Raw genomic sequence first — 16,352 nt, forward strand, 5'->3', positions numbered from 1 at the left:
AAATGATGGCGATACTCGACGAGAATTCGCGGGAGCAGGTCCTGGCGCTGTGCGGCGGCATCGGCGGTGCCAAGCTGGCGCTGGGCCTCTACCGCACGCTGGCGCCGGGCCGTCTCACCGTCGCCGTCAATACCGGCGACGATTTCAGCCATCTCGGCCTGCATGTGTCGCCGGACATCGACACCGTGGCCTATACGCTGGCCGGCCTGAACGACACCGAGCGCGGCTGGGGGCTCGCCGGGGAGACCTGGCATTTCATGGAAGCCCTCGGCCGGCTCGGCGGCGAGACCTGGTTCCAGCTCGGCGACCACGATCTCGCCACCCATGTGCTGCGCACCCGGCGGCTGGCGGCGGGCGAGACGCTCTCGCAGGTGACGAGCGCGATGGCCGGCCGGCTCGGCCTGCATGCCCGGCTGCTGCCGATGAGCGACGATCCGGTGCGCACCCTGGTGGACACCGAGGAGGGACGGCTCGCCTTCCAGAACTATTTCGTCGAACATCACTGCCGGCCGCGCGTCACCGGCATCACCTTCGCCGGCGCCGAGGCGGCGAAGGTGCAGGAGGACGTGCTGGCGCTGCTCGGCGACGGCGCGTTGGCCGCCATCGTCATCTGCCCGTCCAACCCCTATCTGTCGGTTGACCCGTTGCTGGCGATCCCCGGGCTGAGGGAGGCGCTGAAGGCCTCGCCGGCCCCGGTCGTGGCGGTGTCGCCCATCGTCGGCGGGCGGGCGGTGAAGGGGCCGACCGCCAAGATCATGGAGGAGCTCGGCCTGCCGGTATCCAGCCGCGCCATCGCCGAGCATTACGGCGATCTGCTCGACGGCTTCATCCTCGACGACGCCGACGCGGCGGATGCCACCGGCCTCGGCGTGCCGGCGGTGGCCACCCGCACGCTGATGGAGACGCTCGACGATCGCGAGCGGCTCGCCCGTTCGGTGCTCAACTTCGCCTCCGGCCTGCGCCGCCACCCCTGAGCGGGCGGCCCGCCTTGTGCCGATGTTCCCCGTGCCGGCCGGTTCGTCCCGCCCTATTATGTTTAGGGGCCGGGCTTACGGGCCCCGGGGGGAATATTCGCCATGCCGGATACATCGACCGACACCTATTATCTCTTCGGCGCTCTCGTGCGCTTCCTGCAGCGCAGCAGCCAGACCGGCGGCGCCTATTGCCTCGCCGAGGCGCTGGTGGCGCCGGGGGCCGGCGCGCCGCCGAACCGCCATCCCGGCGACGACGAGGCCTTCTATGTCCTCGACGGCCGCTTCGAATTCATGATCGACGGCGCCATGGTTCCGGCCGGTGTCGGCAGTTTCGTGAAGGTGCCGCCGGGAGCGCCGCATGCCTTCCGCAATGTCGGAACCGAGCCGGCGCGGCTGCTGGTGCTCAATACGCCCGGCCGGGTGCATGACGGCTTCTTCAGCGAGGTCGGCCGGCCGATGCCGCCGGGGACCGCCACGCTGCCGCCGCCCGACGGCGAGGTGCCGGATATTCCCCGCCTCGTCGAGATCGCCCGGCGCAACGGCCTCGAATTGCTGGTGGGCGAGGCACCGCATTCCCGGGAGTGAGAACGCCCCGACGCGGATCCCGCCCGACAGCTCCCTCTCCCCGTCGGGGAGAGGGGTGGGGTGAGGGGGCTCGCCGCCGGCAATCGGTGGTGCCTCGACCTCGCCCGCGTGCCGACTATGGCAGCCGCGCGATGCGCTCCAGCATCAGCTCGTAGAAGGGCGGGTTGTCGAGGTCGCGCAGCACCAGGCAATTGGCCGGCTTCTTGGTGACGTTCCACCAGTCGACCACCGTCATGCCCGAAGTGACCGGCGAGTGGATCTCCACCTCGACATGGCATTTCCGGCCGTTGAACAGCTCCGGCCGCAGCAGATAGCCGATCACGCAGGGGTCGTGCAGCGGGTAGCTGTCGGTGCCGAATTTCTTGTTGCCGTAGTCCTGGTAGAACTCCGCCATGCCGGCGGCTTCCACCGCGGCGCGGGTGCCGAGGGCGCGCAGCCGCCGCAGCCAGTCCGGCGTCATCAACGCCTTGTAGGTGACATCGATCGGCACCATCGTCACCGGCGCGCCGGAGGCCAGCACCACATGCGCCGCATGCGGATCGACATAGATGTTGAACTCCGCCGCCGGCGTGGTGTTGCCGCCCTCGAAGAAGCCGCCGCCCATGAACACCACTTCGGCGAGGCGCGGGATGATCGCCGGCTCCTTGATCATCGCCACGGCGAGATTGGTCATCGGCCCGAGCGTGCAGACCGTGATCTCTCCGGGCGCCGCCGCCATCACCGTGTCGATGATGAAGTCGACGCCGTGCCTGTCGCCGAGCGGCGCGGCGGGCGGCGGCAGGTCGCAGCCGTCGAGCCCGCTCGGCCCATGCACATATTCGGCGGTGAAGCCGGGCTTCACCATCGGGCGCGGGCAGCCGGGATAGACCGGCAGGTCGGCGCGGCCGGCCAGTTCGACCACCATCTGCGCGTTCACCGTGGTGCGGGCGAGCGGCACGTTGCCATGCACGGCGGTGACGCCGACGACCTCCAGTTCGTCGGGCGAGCCGAGCGCGAGGAGCAGCGCGAAGGCGTCGTCCTGGCCGGGGTCGGTGTCGATGATGATCTTGCGCCGCGTCATGAATCCTCCGGTAGGTGCTTTCGGCGGGAACGATACGCCGGAGGCCCGGAGAAAAGCCGGGCGGGCCGTGCGCGCTTCGCCGAAAATCCTTCGGAGCCTCGGCGGTCCATCGGGTTTTCTTTCCCTCCGTGGCCATTAACGTGGTGGGGTCATGCGCAGGGTCGGCTTTTCCGCGTCGAATGCGACGCCACGGCCGCCCCGCGCCAAAGAATAATCCGCAAGCGACCTGACCGGAGAGAGGCACGATAATGAAGAATTTTCTGTCCCTGGCCTTTTGCAGTGCACTCGCTCTCGCGGCGGTGCAGGGGCCGGCCTTGGCCGCCGACCCGATTGAGATCGGCGTCATCGCCAACCTCACCGGCTCGGCGGTGAAGACCAGCGTGCAGATGACCCGCGGCGTCGAGCTCGCGGCCGACGCCATCAATGCCGCCGGCGGCATAGACGGTCGGCCGGTCAAGCTGATCGTCGAGGATTCGGAGAACCGTGCCCAGGAGGCGCTGAACGCCGCCAACAAGCTCTACAACGTCGACAAGGTGCCGGCGGCCATCATGTTCGGCGGCTCGGGCCTGATGATCCCGGTGGCGGAGCTCGCCAAGGAGAAGGGCAGGGTGCTCGTCAACACCTCCTCCTCCTCGCCCAAGCTCGGCAACTATCCCGGTACGCTGTTCTCGATCCTGCCGCTCGACGATATCGTCGGCAAGGAACTGGGCCTGCTGATCGCCGACAGCGGTGCCAAGACCGCCGCCATCGTGGTGCCGAACTCCACCTTCGGCCTCGGCGTCGCCGATGCGGCGGCGGCGGCCTTCGAAGCGAAGGGCGGCAAGATCGTGAAGAAGGTCGCCTTCACCGAAGGCCAGCCGGATTATCGCGCCGACATCCAGCCGGTGGTGCCGGTCAAGCCGGATGTCATCATCACCGCCGGCTATGGCGATGATTCCCGCGCCATGCTGAAGGCCGGGCGCGAGCTCGGCCTCACCGCGAAGTGGTACGCCGCCTATCCCTCGATCCTCGAGATCGAGAACAAGGACTTCCTGAACGGCAAGCTGTTCGGCGTCGACAATGGCGGCTATGCGCAGGCGGCCGGCAAGGCGGTGGCCGACAAGTACGGCGCCAAGTTCAACGGCACCGCCGACCTGATGGCGCATGTCTATTACGGCTATGACGCGCTGATGGTCATCGCCGCCGCCATCAGGAAGGCCGGCAGCGCCGAGCCCGCCGCCATCGCCAAGGCGCTGCCCGAGGTGGTGTCGAGCTATGACGGTGCCACCGGCAAGATCGTCTGGGATGCGCGCGGCCAGCGCATCTCGCCGCCGATCGACGTCATCGAGTACAAGGCCGGCGACTTCGCCACCACCGCCACCCGCAACTGACGCCACGCCTCGCGCACCGTCCGGCACGCCCCGCCGCGTGCCGGACGGTGCCGTCTCCGCTCTTGGGAAACCGTCGCCGCCCGTGCTCCAGGTCCTGTTCAATTCCCTCGTCTATGCCAGCATGATCGCGGTGATCGCGGTCGGGGTGTCGCTGTGCTACTCGATCCTGCGCTTCGCCAATTTCGCGCATATCCAGTTCGCCGTCGTCGGCGGCTATCTCACCTACAGCTTCGCCGCCATTCCCGGCCTGCCGCTGCCGGCCGCTATGGCGCTGAGCGCGGTGGCCACCGGCCTCATCGCCGTCCTCGTCGATTTCCTGGTGTTCAGCCGCCTGCGCGACATCACGCCCGAGGGCAAGATGATCGTCTCCTGGGGCGTCGCGCTGTTCATCCGCTCGGTGGTGGCCATCGTCTATGGCGGCGGCGGGCGCAGCTTCGACCTGTCCTATGAGGTGGTGCTGGTCGGTGACGCCGTCTTCACAACGCTGGACGCGCTGGTCGTCGCGGTGGCGGCGGTGCTGATGCTGCTGCTGCACCTGTTCCTCAATTTCACCCGCGTCGGCTCGGGCCTGCGGGCGCTGGCCTCCAATGCCGATCTCGCGGTCACCCGCGGCATTCCCGGCGACCGGCTGGTGCGGCTGATGTGGTTCCTCTCCGGCGCGCTCGCCGCGACAGGCGGCACGCTGCTCGCTCTTGAGACCCGCCTGCAGCCGAACATGGACCTCATCATCCTCCTGCCGGTCTTCGCGGCCGTCACCATTGGCGGCCTGTCCAGCGTGTTCGGGGCCGTCATCGGCGCGCTCGTCCTCTCCCTCGCGCAGAACCTGCTGATCTATATCGATTTCGGCGCGCTCCTCGGCGGCGAGAGCTGGCAGGTGCCCACCCAGTTCCGCGATTATGTCGCCGTGCTCGCCCTGGTCGTGGTGCTGCTGCTGCGCCCGCGCCTGTCGCCGCTGGTGGGGAGGTGAGGCGATGCTGGATTTCGCGATCTACTGCCTCACCATCATCGCCGTCTGGTCGGTGCTCGGCCTCAGCCTCAACATCCAGTTCGGGCTGACCGGGCTCGTCAATTTCGGCCAGATCCTGCCCTTCGGCCTCGGCGCCTATGCGGCGGCGCTCGCCGCGCAGGCCGGGCTGTCCTGGCCGGTCGGGGCGGGGCTCGGCCTCGTCGCGGCGGTGGTGGTCTCGCTGCTGGTGCTGCTGCCGGCGCGCCGGCTGTCGCAGGATTACTGGGCGCTGATCACGCTCGGCGCCGGCGAATTGTTCCGCCTCACCGCGCTCAACGCGCCGAGCCTCGGCGGCGCCGACGGCCTCACCGTGCCGCGCTTCGCCGATCCGCATCTGGCGCTCGGCGCCGCGCTGGCGCTGATGGCCGCCGCCTGGCTGCTCAGCCATCGCATCGCCCATTCGCCCTTCGGCCGCATGCTGAAGATCCTGCGCGAGGACGAGGTGCTGGCGGCCACGCTCGGCCGCAACCCGGTCGCCTACCAGCGCACCGTGTCGATCATCGCCTGGGCGATGGCCGCGGCGGGGGGCGTGCTCTACGCCCATATCGTCGGCTATGTCTCGCCGGCGAGCTTCACCGTCACCGAGACCTTCATCGTGTGGACGGCGCTGATCCTCGGCGGTCCCGGCAGCACGCTCGGCGTCGTCATCGGCGCGGCGGTGGTGCAACTGCTCAGCGTCTCCTCGCGCTTTCTCGCCGCCTGGATCGACCTGCCCGCCGACGTGCTGGCCAATGGCCGGCTGGCGCTGTTCGGCCTGGTGCTGGTGCTGATGTTCCTGTTCCGCCCGCAGGGCCTCGTTCCCGAGAAGAAGGAGGTCCGCGATGCTCCGCGTCCGTGACGTCTCTGTGTCCTTCGGCGGCTTCAGGGCGCTGAACGCCGTCTCGCTGGAGGCGCCGCCGGCCAGCATCACCGGCATCATCGGGCCGAACGGCTCCGGCAAGTCGACGCTGCTGAACGTCGTCGCTGGCGTCTATGTGCCGGATTCCGGCGCGGTGACGCTGAACGGCCACCCGCTGGCCTATGGCCGGCCGGAGCAGGTGGCGGCGGCGGGCGTCGGCCGCACCTTCCAGGTGCCGCGCCTCGCCCACAAGCTCACCGTGTTCCAGAACATGATGGCCGGCGCGCGCGACCAGGCGGGGGAGGGCGTGTTCAACCTGTTCCTGCGCCCCGGCGCGGTGGCCCGCTGCGAAAAGGAGATCGCCAGCCGCGCCGAGGCGATGCTGAAGCGCCTCGGCCTCGCCCACAAGGCCAACGACTATGCCGGCTCGCTCTCCGGCGGCCAGCAGAAGCTGCTCACCATGGGCATGCTGCTGATGGCCGATCCCGCCGTGCTGCTGCTCGACGAGCCGGCGGCCGGCGTCAACCCGGTGCTGATCGAGCAGCAGGCGGCGCTGCTGCACGAGCTGAAGGCGGAAGGACGCATCGTGCTGCTGATCGAGCACAATATGGAGATGATCGCCAATGTCTGCGACCGGGTGTTCGTGCTGGATGCCGGCGAGCTGATCGCTTCCGGCACCCCGGCGCAGATCCGCGCCGACGAGCGGGTGGTGCGCTCCTATCTCGGCATGCCGGCGTGACCGCGATGACCGATGTCCTGACCCTTTCCAGGCTCACCGCCGGCTATGGCCCGATCACCGTGCTGGACGACCTGTCGCTCACCCTGCGCGCGGGGGAGATCGTCACCGTGCTCGGCGCCAACGGCTCCGGCAAGTCGACGGTGCTGAAGACCGCCATGGGGCTCACAAGGGTCCGCGCCGGCACCATCATGCTCGGCGGGCGCGACGTCACGCATCTGCCGGCGCATGGCCGCGCGAGCGCCGGCCTCGGCTATGTGCCGCAGACCCGCAACGTGTTCGGCGACATGAGCGTCGCCGACAATCTGCGCATGGGCGCCTATCTGCGGCCGAAGACCTTCGAGCGGGAGGTGGAGAAGGTCTTCGCGCTGTTCCCGCGCCTGAAGGAGCGGCGCCGCGCGCTGGCCGGCAACCTCTCCGGCGGCGAGCGCCGCATGCTCGCCATCGGCTCGACGCTGCTGCTCGAGCCTTCCGTGCTGCTGCTCGACGAGCCGTCGAGCGACCTCGCCCCGGCGACCGTCGATCTCGTCTTCGAGGCCATCGCCGACGTGCACAAGCGCCTGTCGATCCCGATCCTGCTGGTCGAGCAGAACGTCGCCAAGGCGCTGGCGCTGGCCAACCGTGTCTGCGTGCTGGTGCGCGGCCGCGAGGCGCTGGACGCGCCGGTCGGCGAGGTGAATACCCATGACCTGCACGCCCTGTTCCTCGACGGAGGCGTGCATACCAGCTGAGGACGCCGAGATGATCGCCAACCCGCCGCCCTGGCCGAACGGTGCCCGCTGCGCGGTCGCCTTCAGCTTCGATGTCGATGCCGACAGCGTCGTGCATGCCGCCCACCGCGCCGGGGCGCTGGATCTGCCGCAGGCGCTGGCGCATATGCGCTACGATCCCTTCGTCGGCACGCCGCGCCTCGCGGATCTGTTCGCCCGCGCCGGCGTGCCGCTCACCGCCTTCGTGCCCGGCTGGGTGGTCGAGACCTATCCCGCCGCCGTTGAATCGCTGCTCAATGCCGGCGCGGAGATTGGCCATCACGGTCATTTCCACGAATGGCCGAGCAGGCAGACGGTCGATGAGGAGCGCGCCACGCTGCAGCGCGGCAGCGAGGTGATCGAGCGATTTTGCGGTGCGAAGCCGCGCGGCTATCGCGCGCCCTATTACGGCCTGTCGCGCGCGACCTTCGACCTGCTGATCGAGCAGGGCTTCACCTACGATTCCTCGCTCTTCGCCGACGACATCCCGATCCGGCTCGACAATGGCAGGGGCAGTCTCGTCGAACTGCCGGTGCCCGCCTCGGTGGACGACTACAACCAATATGTGTCCGCCCGCGCCTTCGACTACCTGATGAAGATATCCGCGCCGTCGCAGGCACTTGCGGTGTTCCGCGAGGAGTTCGACGCCTTCTGGGAGTTCGGCGGCCTCTTCGTGCCCGTCTGGCACCCGGCGGTCAGCGGGCGCCCGGCGCAGGCGCTGGCGATTCGCGCGCTCATCGAGCACATGCAGGCGAAGGGCGGGGTGTGGTTCGCCACGCTCGAACAGGTCGCCGACCACGTTCGCACGCTGGAAGCGAACGGGCTGTGGATACCTCGAAAGGAACGAATTCCATTTTATTTCGAACCGATTATCGATTGAAACGGCTCGATCCTATCTCAAGGATCGTTCAATCTTATGCTGCACCGCATTCCATATTGTGGTGAATTCGTCTACTAGTTGTCTATGAATTCATACCACTTCACGCCCTCGGGTCGTCCGCGCACCCGCCGCTACGGCATTGCCTTTGAGGGCACGCCGGGGGGCTGCAACGCGATCACCGACGTACCCGGCGTCTGCGTCGGTTATACGACCCTGATCGAGGGGGAGGGGGTGCTGGTTCCCGGGCGGGGACCGGTGCGCACCGGCGTCACCGCCATCCTGCCGCGCCCGCGCGAGCAACTGGCCACGCCGGTTTTTGCCGGCCTGTTCAGCGCCAATGGCAATGGCGAGATGAGCGGCTCGCACATCATCGAGGAGATCGGCGCCTTCAGCTTCCCGATCACCATCACCAACACCCATAGCTGCGGCGTCACCCGCGACGCCACCCTCGCCTGGATGAACGCCCGCGCTCCGCAGGTGATGGAGGAGGCCTGGGGTCTGCCGGTCGCCGCCGAGACCTATGACGGCTTCCTGAACGACATCAACGGCTTCCATGTGAAGCCCGAGCATGTCTTCGCCGCCATTGACGGCGCGGTGGACGGGCCGATCGAGGAGGGCAGCGTCGGCGGCGGCACCGGCATGATCGCTTTCAATTTCAAGGGCGGCTCCGGCACCGCCTCGCGCCGGGTGGAATGGGCCGGGGAAACCTTCACCGTCGGCGCCTTCGTGCAGGCGAATTTCGGCCAGCGCCGCAACCTGATGATTCGCGGCCGGCGCGTGGGCGCCGAGCTCGCCGAGCCGGCCATGGTCGAGCGCACGCCGCGCATGGAGAAGGGCTCGATCATCGCGGTGATCGCCACCGATGCCCCCTTCCTGCCGCACCAGCTCAAGCGCCTGGCTCGCCGCGCGCCGCTCGGCGTCGCCTGGACGGGAGGGCTCGGCTACCATTCCTCCGGCGACATCTTCCTGGTCTTCTCCACCGCCAATGGCGACGCCGCGGCCGGCGCGCGCGGGCGGCGGCTGAAGGCAGAATTCGTGCCGGACTCCGACATCGATCCGTTTTTTGACGCATTGGTGAATAGTGTGGAGGAGGCGATCCTCAACGCGATGGTCGCCAACGACGATATGACCGGGCGCGACGGCAATTTCGTGCCGGCTCTGCCGAAGGATTGGTTGAAACGTAATTACGGTTGATTGCAGCGCGAGACGCAACCAAGGGGATTTTCATGGCAGGCGACAGGCTGGACGCGGTGGATGTGCGGATCCTCGCCCTGCTCCAGAAGAACGGGCGTATCAAGAAGGTCGAGCTCGCCTCCGCCATCGGCCTCTCGCTCAGTTCCTGCTGGGATCGGCTCCAGAAGATGGAGCAGGCCGGCTATGTGCGCGGCTATCGCGGCGAGATCGATCTCGGCCGGCTGATCAAGACCGAGCTGATCTTCACCACTCTCACGCTACAGCATCATACCAGCGCGCATTTCGCCCGCTTCGAGCAGGTGGTGAAGGGAATCCCGGAGATACTGGCCTGCCACGCGGTCGGCGGCGGCATCGATTATGTCCTGCACATCATAGCGCGCAACATAACCCATTACCAGGAAATCATCGACGATCTCCTCACCCGCGAGATCGGGATCTCCGTCTATTTCACCTATGTCGTGACCAAGACGGTGAAGCGCTTCGAGGGTTATCCGCTGGCCGAGCTGCTCGAGGTCTCGCTGGAGATGGAGGAGCCGCCGCGCCTGCGCCGCGGCGGCTGATCCCTCAGCCGCGCCCGACGAAGGGGGCGGCGCTCGCCATCACCGTCATGCTCAGCACATTGGCGTCGAGCGGCAGGCTGGCCATATAGGCGACCGCCCGCCCGGCATGGACGGGGTCGAACACCGGCTCGACCATGGTCTGGCCGTTGGCCTGCAGGATACCGGACTTCATCTTCACCGCCATGTCGGTATCGGCGTTGCCGATGTCGATCTGGCCGCAGGCGATGTTGTGGGCACGGCCTTCCAGCGCCACCTGCTTGGTGAGGCCGCTCACCCCGTGCTTGGTGGCGGTGTAGGGGGCGGTCAGCGGCCGCGGCGCATGGGCCGAGATCGAGCCGTTGTTGATGATGCGCCCGCCCTTGGGCCGCTGCGCCTTCATCAGCCGGATCGCCGCCTGCGTGCAGAGGAACACGCCGGTGAGGTTGATGTTCACCACCCGCTGCCAATCCTCGAAGGAAATGTCCTCGATCGGCGCGCCCGGCGACCAGCCGCCGGCATTGTTGAACAGCACGTCGAGCCGGCCAAAGCGGGCCGCCACCTCGGCGAACAGCACGTCGATCGCCGCCTTGTCGCTGACATCGGCGGGCAGCACATGCGCCTTCTCCCCGATCTCGGCGGCGAGGGCGTCCAGCGGCTCGCGCCGGCGCCCGTTTAGGGCCAGCGTCCAGCCGTCGGCGGCCAGCGCCAGGGCGGCGGCCTTGCCGATGCCGGTGCCGGCGCCGGTGACGAGGGCGACTTTCGCGCGGTTGTCCGCGGCAGCGTTCATGGTTTTCACTCCCTGCTCGACGCCGGATTCATGGAACCGAATGGTCCGGCGCTGGTTATTCAAGGCAGAACGGCTCGAAACCTCAGGGAGGGCTCAAGCAATGCCTGCCATTCTTATGTGGCTTATCGGAATTCCGATCCCGATTATCATCCTTCTCTACCTGCTGACCTGATCGGTGGCAGAATAGACGCCAGCATCCACGGTGAAGCCCGGCCGACATTCCGTTGTCGCCGGGCTTCGTCTTTCGCTCAGCGATAGGGCGGGCGCGGAATATTGTTGTGCGCCGCCCGCAGCGCGGCCGACCAGCGCTCGCGCAGGTCGTGGAAATAGGGCTCGCCGGGCTCGATGCGATAGTTGAGCTCGGAATGGCCGGCATCGCGCCGCGCCAGCAGGATGTCGATCGGCATGCCCACCCCGAGATTGGACCGCATGGTCGAATCCATCGAGATCAGCCCCAGCTTCAGCGCATCGTAGAGATCGGTGTTGTAGGTGACGGAACGATCCAGCACCGGCTTGCCGTATTTGTGCTCGCCGATCTGCAGGAAGGGCGTGTCCGCCGTGCATTCGATGAAGTTGCCGGCGGCATAGATCATGAACAGCCGCAGGCGGCCGCCATTCACCTGGCCCCCGAACAGGAACGAGACGTCGAAGCGCAGATCGGCTTCCTTCAGCCCCTCGGCATAGAGGCCGTGGACGTGGCGGATGGCACGGCCCACCAGCTGCGTCGCGCGGAACATGCTGGAGACCTCGGCCAGCGTCTCCTTCTCGCCGGTCTCGGGATTGTCGAGCCCTTCCTGCAGGGTGGAGATCACCGCCTGCGAGATGGAGAGGTTGCCGGCGGTCGACAGCACCATCACATGGCGGCCGGGTTCCTCGAAGACGTGCAGCTTGCGGAAGGTCGAGATGTTGTCGAGCCCCGCATTGGTGCGGGTGTCGGCGATCATGACGAGACCGTCGCGCACCAGGATTCCGCAGCAATAGGTCATGGAAGGCACGTCCCCCGGGCAGCGCCGTCCGGCGCGTTATCTGGCGCGTCCTTATAACGGGACGCTTCGACGGCGGGCAATATCAGCCCTGGACCTGGCGGCTGGATTGATCGACGGTGAGCGCCACCGAAAGCACCTCGTCGCCGCCGCCATAGCGGTTTCCCCGCACCGGCGCGGCGCTGAGATAGTCCAGCCCCACCGCGACGCGGACATAGGCGTCGGTCGGGCACACATCGTTGGCGGCATCGAAGCCGACCCAGCCGAGTCCCTCGACATGGGCTTCCGCCCAGGCGTGCCCCGCCTGGTGGCCGGCGCCCTGCTCGGCGCTGGCGCCGTCGCCCACCAGATAGCCGCTGACATAGCGGGCGGGTATGCCGAGATGCCGCGCGCAGCCGATGAAGGCATGCGCGAAGTCCTGGCAGACGCCGCGCTTCAGCCCGAAGGCCTCGGCGGCCTTGGTGGAGACCACGGTCGGATCGGGGTCGTAGGTCATGACCCGCGCCAGCCCGCCCATCAGCCGGTGCAGCCGGGCGAGGAGGTCCGGCTCGTCGCCGGTCTCCTCCTGCGCGAATTGCCGCATCTCGGCGCTGGAGGCAGTGAGCTCGCTGTCGCGCAGGAACAGGCTGGGCGGAAAGCGCTCCACCGTGCCGCGCACCACGCCGGAAGTGTCCTGCGTCTCGATCTCGCCCTCGACGGTGACGCGCAGTTCGGCCAGCGGGCCCTCGACGGCGAAGGTGTGGGTGAGGTTGCCGAAAGCGTCCTCGTGCGCCTGCAGCCGGCAGCTCTCGGAGACGTCGATGCGCCAGGCGACGACATATTGGCCGTCATGGCTGCGCGGGGTCAGCCGCAGGATCTGGATGGCGCCGTTGGCCGGCGGATCGTAGCGATAGACGGTGGCATGGCTGACATGGATACGCATGGAAAACACCGTTGGCGGCGCGAAAGGCGAACACACGAGGCAGCAGGCAAATCAGGCAGCAGCGACAGGCACATCAGGCGGCGGGCACGTCGGGCGTCACGCGCGCCGGGCGGCGCCCGCTACAGCAGGTACTGCTCGGCGACCACCGAGCCGAGGCGGTTGTTCTCGGTCACGAAGGTCTCGATATATTCGTGCAGCCCGGTCTGGAACACGTCGTCCATCCGGCTGTTGGACAGGCGGGTGAAGGTGGAACGGGCAAGCCGCTGCGCGGTTCCCTGCCGTCCATAATAGGCGGCTATGTCATCGAGATAACGCGAGATGTTCTGGTAGCAGCTGGTCAGCGAGCGCGGCATCTGCGCGTTGAGGATCAGGAGGTCGGCCACCAGCCAGGGCTTGACGCTCTCGCGATAGACCCAGTGGAACGAGGTCAGCGCCGAGACCGAGCGCAGGATCGAGGACCACTGGAAATAGTCGAGCGGCCCGCCGATGTGCTCGCTGTCGGGCAGCAGCACATGATACTTCACGTCGAGGATACGGGCGGTGTTGTCGGCCCGCTCCACATACATGCCGACGCGCGAGAACCAGAAGGCGTCGTTGCGCAGCATGGTGCGGTAGGCGGCGCCGTCGAAGCGCAGCGAGGTCTCCTTCACGAAGGACAGGAAGCGGGAGAGCTCCTCGCGGGTCATGTCCTTGGTGGAATAGCGTTTCAGCTCCAGCCAGGAGGTGTTGATGGTCTCCCACATCTCGATGGTGAGCGCGGTGCGCACCGAGCGGGCATTGGTGCGGGCGATCTCGAAGCAGTTGCGGATCGAGGAGGGGTTTTCCGGCGCGAAGGCGAGGAAGTTGATGACGTTCTGCTCGGTGACGTCCTCGCCGTAGAGCTGCTGGAACTCGTCGGCGCAGCCGGCGGTCAGCAGCGCCGAGCGCCATTCATTGGTCGAGCCGCCATAGGCGACGGGCAGCTGGGCGAGGCGCTGGGTCACGTCGAGCAGGCGGGCGAGGCAGTCCGCCCGCTCCATGTAGCGGGCCAGCCAGTAAAGATTGTCGGCGGTACGTGACAGCATGGGAACCCGCGTCTTATTTGGCGTTGCGCCAGGCGAGCGTGGCAAGGCCCGCCCCGATGAGAAGGGAGCCGCCGATGCGGTTCACCGCCACGACGACCGAGGAATTGGCGATGGCGCCGCGCAGCCGGCCGGCCACCAGCGCATAGGTGAAGGCATTCGCCGCCGCCAGCACCAGGAAGGTGGTCTCGAACACCATCATCTGGCCGAGCATCGGCCGGGCGGGATCGAGGAATTGCGGCAGGAACGCCACGAAGAAGGTGAGGCTCTTGGGATTGAGCGCCGTCACCAGCCAGGCGTGCCCAAGCATCTTCAGCGCGCGGCCCCGGCCGCGGCCGTCGCCCTGCGCCGGCGCCACCAGCGGGCTGGAGCCGGCCCGCCACAGCTTGATGCCGAGCCAGATCAGGTAGAGCGCGCCGATCCACTTCAGCACGGTGAACAGGCTGGCTGAGGTCGCCAGCAGCGCGCCGAGGCCGAGCATGGAGAGGGTCATCGCCGTGAAGTCGCCCAGCGCCACGCCGGCCGCCACCGGCAGGGCGACCCTGCGCCCCTGTCCCAGCGCATAGGAGACGACCAGCAGGATGGTCGGTCCGGGAATGATCAGCAGCACCGCCGAAGCGGCGACGAAGGCCAGCCAGGTCTCGATGGTCATCTGCGTGCTCCCTCGTTCTTTCCGTCGTCGACACTATCGACGCTCGGGTTTCGTGCCGCTCCCTCTCCCCGTGGGGGAGAGGGCTGGGGTGAGGAGGGCGCCGTTTACCGTTCCGGTCGAACCCCTCACCCAACCCTCTCCCGCGCCGAACGCGGCTGTTGCCAGGTTCGGCATCGGCAACGTCACAATCGGAGACATTCGATTGTGACGGAGAGGGCTCGTCGTCGTGTCCAGCCCTCGCGCTCCACCTCAGAGCAACCTCATCCTGAGGTGCCCGGCGTTAGCCGGGCCTCGAAGGATGCTCCTCCGGGTGCGCTCAAGCGAGCATCCTTCGAGGCTCGCTTCGCTCGCACCTCAGGATGAGGTCGCTCTATTGCATGAGCGGCCTGATGCCGCCTCTAGCTCTCCTCCAGAACCCAGGTGTCCTTGGTGCCGCCGCCCTGGCTGGAATTCACCACCAGCGAGCCGGCCTGCAGCGCCACCCGCGTCAGCCCGCCCGGCACGATGCGCACCTTGTCCGCTCCGGTCAGCACGAAGGGGCGCAGGTCGACATGGCGCGGCGCGATGCCTTCCTCGACGAAGGTCGGGCAGGTGGACAGCGCCAGCGTCGGCTGGGCGATGAAATTGGTGGGGTCCTGCTTCAGCTTGGCGCGGAACAGTTCGATCTGCGCCTTGTCCGCGCGGGGGCCGATGAGCATGCCGTAGCCGCCGGAGCCGTGCACCTCCTTCACCACCAGCTCGTGGAGGTTGTCGAGCACGTATTTCAGGTGGTCGGCCTCGCGGCAGCGCCAGGTCGGCACGTTCTTCAATATCGGCTCCTCGCCGAGATAGAAGCGGACGATCTCCGGCATGTAGCTGTAGACCGCCTTGTCGTCGGCGACGCCGGTGCCCACCGCGTTGGTCAGCGTGACGTTGCCGGCATGGTAGGCGCTCATCAGCCCGGGCACGCCGAGCACGCTGTCGGGGCGGAAGGCGAGGGGGTCGATGAAGTCGTCGTCGAGCCGGCGGTAGATCACGTCGACACGCTTCGGCCCCTCGGTGGTGCGCATGTAGACGATGTCGTTCTTGATGAAGAGGTCGCGCCCCTCCACCAGTTCCACGCCCAGCTTGTCGGCGAGGAAGGAGTGCTCGTAATAGGCCGAGTTGAAGATGCCGGGGGTGAGCACCACCACCACCGGGTCGCTGGTGGCGGTGGCCGGCGCCAGCGATTTCAGCGTCGCCAGCAATTCGTCGGCATAGTTCTCCACCGGCGCGACGCGGTTCTCCGCGAACAGCTCGGGGAACAGCCGCAGCATGATCTCGCGGTTCTCCAGCATGTAGGAGACGCCGGAGGGCGTGCGGGCATTGTCCTCGAGCACGTAGAAGGTGTCGGCGTCGATGCGCACCACGTCGATGCCGGCGATGTGCACATAGAGGTCGTGCGGCACCTTCTGGCCGTTCATCTCCGGGCGGAACACCGGGTTCTGGTAGACGAGGTCCTCCGGCACGATGCCGGCGCGCAGGATGTCGCGCTTGGAGTAGACGTCCTTGATGTAGAGGTTCAGCGCCTTGGTGCGCTGCTCCAGCCCCTTGGACAGCCGGCTCCATTCGCCGCTGGTCAGGATGCGCGGGATGATGTCGAAGGGGATCAGCCGCTCCTGGGCGTCACTGTCGCCATAGACGGCGAAGGTGATGCCGATCTTGCGGAAGATGAACTCGGCTTCCTTGCGGCGATGGTCGAGCACCTCGGGCGGAACATTGCTCAGCCAGCGGGCGAGGGCGGTATAGGCGGCGCGGATCGAGCCGTCCGCATTGGTCATTTCGTCGAAGGCGACGGTCATCGCGAAAGCTTCACTCCCCAACTCCGGCAAGTTAGCTACAAACGCCGTGCCAGCGGAAGAGGCCGCGAAGGCGCCGGGACGATATTGCGCCGATTGGTTTCATTTTGCCCAAAAGGCGGGCGTCGTGCCCTTGCCTCAAGCGAGCTTTGCGCGCATGTGCGGCAAATGCGCCGGAAGCTGGGGCGCCAGGGAGCGG

The 16,352-nt window shown here is 67.5% G+C and carries 17 protein-coding genes; 10 read left to right on the forward strand and 7 right to left on the reverse strand.

Annotation, left to right across the window (positions count from 1 at the left end):
- Nucleotides 1-2 precede the first annotated feature (2 nt).
- Both cofD and KHC19_RS05460 read left to right on the forward strand, forming a co-directional pair.
- Complete coding sequence (gene cofD / locus KHC19_RS05455; RefSeq protein WP_213351292.1) at nucleotides 3-974, forward strand: 2-phospho-L-lactate transferase; 972 nt, start codon at nucleotides 3-5, stop codon at nucleotides 972-974.
- Nucleotides 975-1,076: 102 nt separating this feature from the next.
- On the forward strand, nucleotides 1,077-1,559 hold the full coding sequence (locus tag KHC19_RS05460) for a cupin domain-containing protein (protein WP_213351294.1): 483 nt from the start codon (nucleotides 1,077-1,079) through the stop codon (nucleotides 1,557-1,559).
- 115 nt (nucleotides 1,560-1,674) lie between these two features.
- On the opposite strand, the gene KHC19_RS05465 is transcribed toward KHC19_RS05460, so the two are convergent.
- Nucleotides 1,675-2,619, reverse strand: a complete 945-nt coding sequence (locus KHC19_RS05465) for a nucleoside hydrolase (protein ID WP_213351296.1) — start codon at nucleotides 2,617-2,619, stop codon at nucleotides 1,675-1,677.
- Between the two features lie 248 nt (nucleotides 2,620-2,867).
- On the opposite strand from KHC19_RS05465, the gene KHC19_RS05470 reads away from it, so the two are divergent.
- The 8 genes from KHC19_RS05470 to KHC19_RS05505 all read left to right on the forward strand — a co-directional run bounded on the left by KHC19_RS05470 (nucleotide 2,868) and on the right by KHC19_RS05505 (nucleotide 9,952).
- The gene (locus tag KHC19_RS05470; protein ID WP_213351298.1) at nucleotides 2,868-3,989 is read left to right on the forward strand and encodes an ABC transporter substrate-binding protein; all 1,122 of its coding nucleotides are present in this window, start codon (nucleotides 2,868-2,870) and stop codon (nucleotides 3,987-3,989) included.
- An 82-nt stretch (nucleotides 3,990-4,071) separates the two neighbouring features.
- Nucleotides 4,072-4,956 carry a branched-chain amino acid ABC transporter permease gene (locus KHC19_RS05475; protein ID WP_213351300.1) on the forward strand — a complete coding sequence of 295 codons (885 nt, stop codon included), beginning with the start codon at nucleotides 4,072-4,074 and terminating at the stop codon, nucleotides 4,954-4,956.
- Nucleotides 4,957-4,960: 4 nt separating this feature from the next.
- Nucleotides 4,961-5,833 (forward strand): branched-chain amino acid ABC transporter permease, encoded by an 873-nt coding sequence (locus KHC19_RS05480; protein ID WP_213351302.1) that lies wholly within the window; start codon nucleotides 4,961-4,963, stop codon nucleotides 5,831-5,833.
- Nucleotides 5,817-6,572 carry an ABC transporter ATP-binding protein gene (locus tag KHC19_RS05485; protein ID WP_213351727.1) on the forward strand — a complete coding sequence of 252 codons (756 nt, stop codon included), beginning with the start codon at nucleotides 5,817-5,819 and terminating at the stop codon, nucleotides 6,570-6,572. Before KHC19_RS05480 ends, KHC19_RS05485 begins: the two co-directional genes overlap by 17 nt.
- Nucleotides 6,573-6,577: 5 nt before the next feature.
- Nucleotides 6,578-7,300: an ABC transporter ATP-binding protein gene (locus KHC19_RS05490; RefSeq protein WP_213351304.1), complete on the forward strand. Its 723-nt coding sequence runs from the start codon at nucleotides 6,578-6,580 to the stop codon at nucleotides 7,298-7,300.
- A gap of 10 nt (nucleotides 7,301-7,310) precedes the next feature.
- Nucleotides 7,311-8,198, forward strand: a complete 888-nt coding sequence (locus tag KHC19_RS05495; RefSeq protein WP_213351306.1) for a polysaccharide deacetylase family protein — start codon at nucleotides 7,311-7,313, stop codon at nucleotides 8,196-8,198.
- 84 nt (nucleotides 8,199-8,282) lie between these two features.
- Nucleotides 8,283-9,392, forward strand: a complete 1,110-nt coding sequence (locus tag KHC19_RS05500; RefSeq protein WP_378296662.1) for a DmpA family aminopeptidase — start codon at nucleotides 8,283-8,285, stop codon at nucleotides 9,390-9,392.
- 32 nt (nucleotides 9,393-9,424) lie between these two features.
- On the forward strand, nucleotides 9,425-9,952 hold the full coding sequence (locus tag KHC19_RS05505; RefSeq protein ID WP_213351310.1) for an Lrp/AsnC family transcriptional regulator: 528 nt from the start codon (nucleotides 9,425-9,427) through the stop codon (nucleotides 9,950-9,952).
- Nucleotides 9,953-9,956: 4 nt separating this feature from the next.
- Here the strand turns inward: KHC19_RS05505 and KHC19_RS05510 are convergent, their stop codons facing one another.
- From KHC19_RS05510 to KHC19_RS05535, 6 genes are all read right to left on the reverse strand, one after another.
- Nucleotides 9,957-10,718 carry an SDR family oxidoreductase gene (locus KHC19_RS05510; protein WP_213351312.1) on the reverse strand — a complete coding sequence of 254 codons (762 nt, stop codon included), beginning with the start codon at nucleotides 10,716-10,718 and terminating at the stop codon, nucleotides 9,957-9,959.
- Nucleotides 10,719-10,966: 248 nt separating this feature from the next.
- Complete coding sequence (locus KHC19_RS05515) at nucleotides 10,967-11,704, reverse strand: proteasome-type protease (RefSeq protein ID WP_213351314.1); 738 nt, start codon at nucleotides 11,702-11,704, stop codon at nucleotides 10,967-10,969.
- Nucleotides 11,705-11,786: 82 nt separating this feature from the next.
- Nucleotides 11,787-12,623 (reverse strand): transglutaminase family protein, encoded by an 837-nt coding sequence (locus KHC19_RS05520; protein WP_213351315.1) that lies wholly within the window; start codon nucleotides 12,621-12,623, stop codon nucleotides 11,787-11,789.
- 119 nt (nucleotides 12,624-12,742) lie between these two features.
- Nucleotides 12,743-13,687, reverse strand: coding sequence for an alpha-E domain-containing protein (locus KHC19_RS05525; RefSeq protein WP_213351317.1), 945 nt, complete (start codon nucleotides 13,685-13,687; stop codon nucleotides 12,743-12,745).
- A gap of 13 nt (nucleotides 13,688-13,700) precedes the next feature.
- Nucleotides 13,701-14,336, reverse strand: coding sequence for a LysE family translocator (locus KHC19_RS05530; RefSeq protein ID WP_213351319.1), 636 nt, complete (start codon nucleotides 14,334-14,336; stop codon nucleotides 13,701-13,703).
- 398 nt (nucleotides 14,337-14,734) lie between these two features.
- The gene (locus KHC19_RS05535) at nucleotides 14,735-16,156 is read right to left on the reverse strand and encodes a circularly permuted type 2 ATP-grasp protein (RefSeq protein ID WP_213351320.1); all 1,422 of its coding nucleotides are present in this window, start codon (nucleotides 16,154-16,156) and stop codon (nucleotides 14,735-14,737) included.
- Nucleotides 16,157-16,352: the final 196 nt, after the last annotated feature.

This window comes from Ancylobacter oerskovii (assembly GCF_018390555.1).
Taxonomy (GTDB): Bacteria; Pseudomonadota; Alphaproteobacteria; order Rhizobiales; family Xanthobacteraceae; genus Ancylobacter; species Ancylobacter oerskovii.

What these genes read in the sequence shown, in the direction of transcription:
- cofD (WP_213351292.1), top strand. Translation starts at nt 3, where the DNA reads ATGATGGCGATACTCGACGAGAATTCGCGGGAGCAGGTCCTGGCGCTG.
- KHC19_RS05460 (WP_213351294.1), top strand. Translation starts at nt 1,077, where the DNA reads ATGCCGGATACATCGACCGACACCTATTATCTCTTCGGCGCTCTCGTG.
- KHC19_RS05465 (WP_213351296.1), bottom strand. Translation starts at nt 2,619, where the DNA reads ATGACGCGGCGCAAGATCATCATCGACACCGACCCCGGCCAGGACGAC.
- KHC19_RS05470 (WP_213351298.1), top strand. Translation starts at nt 2,868, where the DNA reads ATGAAGAATTTTCTGTCCCTGGCCTTTTGCAGTGCACTCGCTCTCGCG.
- KHC19_RS05480 (WP_213351302.1), top strand. Translation starts at nt 4,961, where the DNA reads ATGCTGGATTTCGCGATCTACTGCCTCACCATCATCGCCGTCTGGTCG.
- KHC19_RS05485 (WP_213351727.1), top strand. Translation starts at nt 5,817, where the DNA reads ATGCTCCGCGTCCGTGACGTCTCTGTGTCCTTCGGCGGCTTCAGGGCG.
- KHC19_RS05490 (WP_213351304.1), top strand. Translation starts at nt 6,578, where the DNA reads ATGACCGATGTCCTGACCCTTTCCAGGCTCACCGCCGGCTATGGCCCG.
- KHC19_RS05495 (WP_213351306.1), top strand. Translation starts at nt 7,311, where the DNA reads ATGATCGCCAACCCGCCGCCCTGGCCGAACGGTGCCCGCTGCGCGGTC.
- KHC19_RS05500 (WP_378296662.1), top strand. Translation starts at nt 8,283, where the DNA reads ATGAATTCATACCACTTCACGCCCTCGGGTCGTCCGCGCACCCGCCGC.
- KHC19_RS05505 (WP_213351310.1), top strand. Translation starts at nt 9,425, where the DNA reads ATGGCAGGCGACAGGCTGGACGCGGTGGATGTGCGGATCCTCGCCCTG.
- KHC19_RS05510 (WP_213351312.1), bottom strand. Translation starts at nt 10,718, where the DNA reads ATGAACGCTGCCGCGGACAACCGCGCGAAAGTCGCCCTCGTCACCGGC.
- KHC19_RS05515 (WP_213351314.1), bottom strand. Translation starts at nt 11,704, where the DNA reads ATGACCTATTGCTGCGGAATCCTGGTGCGCGACGGTCTCGTCATGATC.
- KHC19_RS05520 (WP_213351315.1), bottom strand. Translation starts at nt 12,623, where the DNA reads ATGCGTATCCATGTCAGCCATGCCACCGTCTATCGCTACGATCCGCCG.
- KHC19_RS05525 (WP_213351317.1), bottom strand. Translation starts at nt 13,687, where the DNA reads ATGCTGTCACGTACCGCCGACAATCTTTACTGGCTGGCCCGCTACATG.
- KHC19_RS05530 (WP_213351319.1), bottom strand. Translation starts at nt 14,336, where the DNA reads ATGACCATCGAGACCTGGCTGGCCTTCGTCGCCGCTTCGGCGGTGCTG.
- KHC19_RS05535 (WP_213351320.1), bottom strand. Translation starts at nt 16,156, where the DNA reads ATGACCGTCGCCTTCGACGAAATGACCAATGCGGACGGCTCGATCCGC.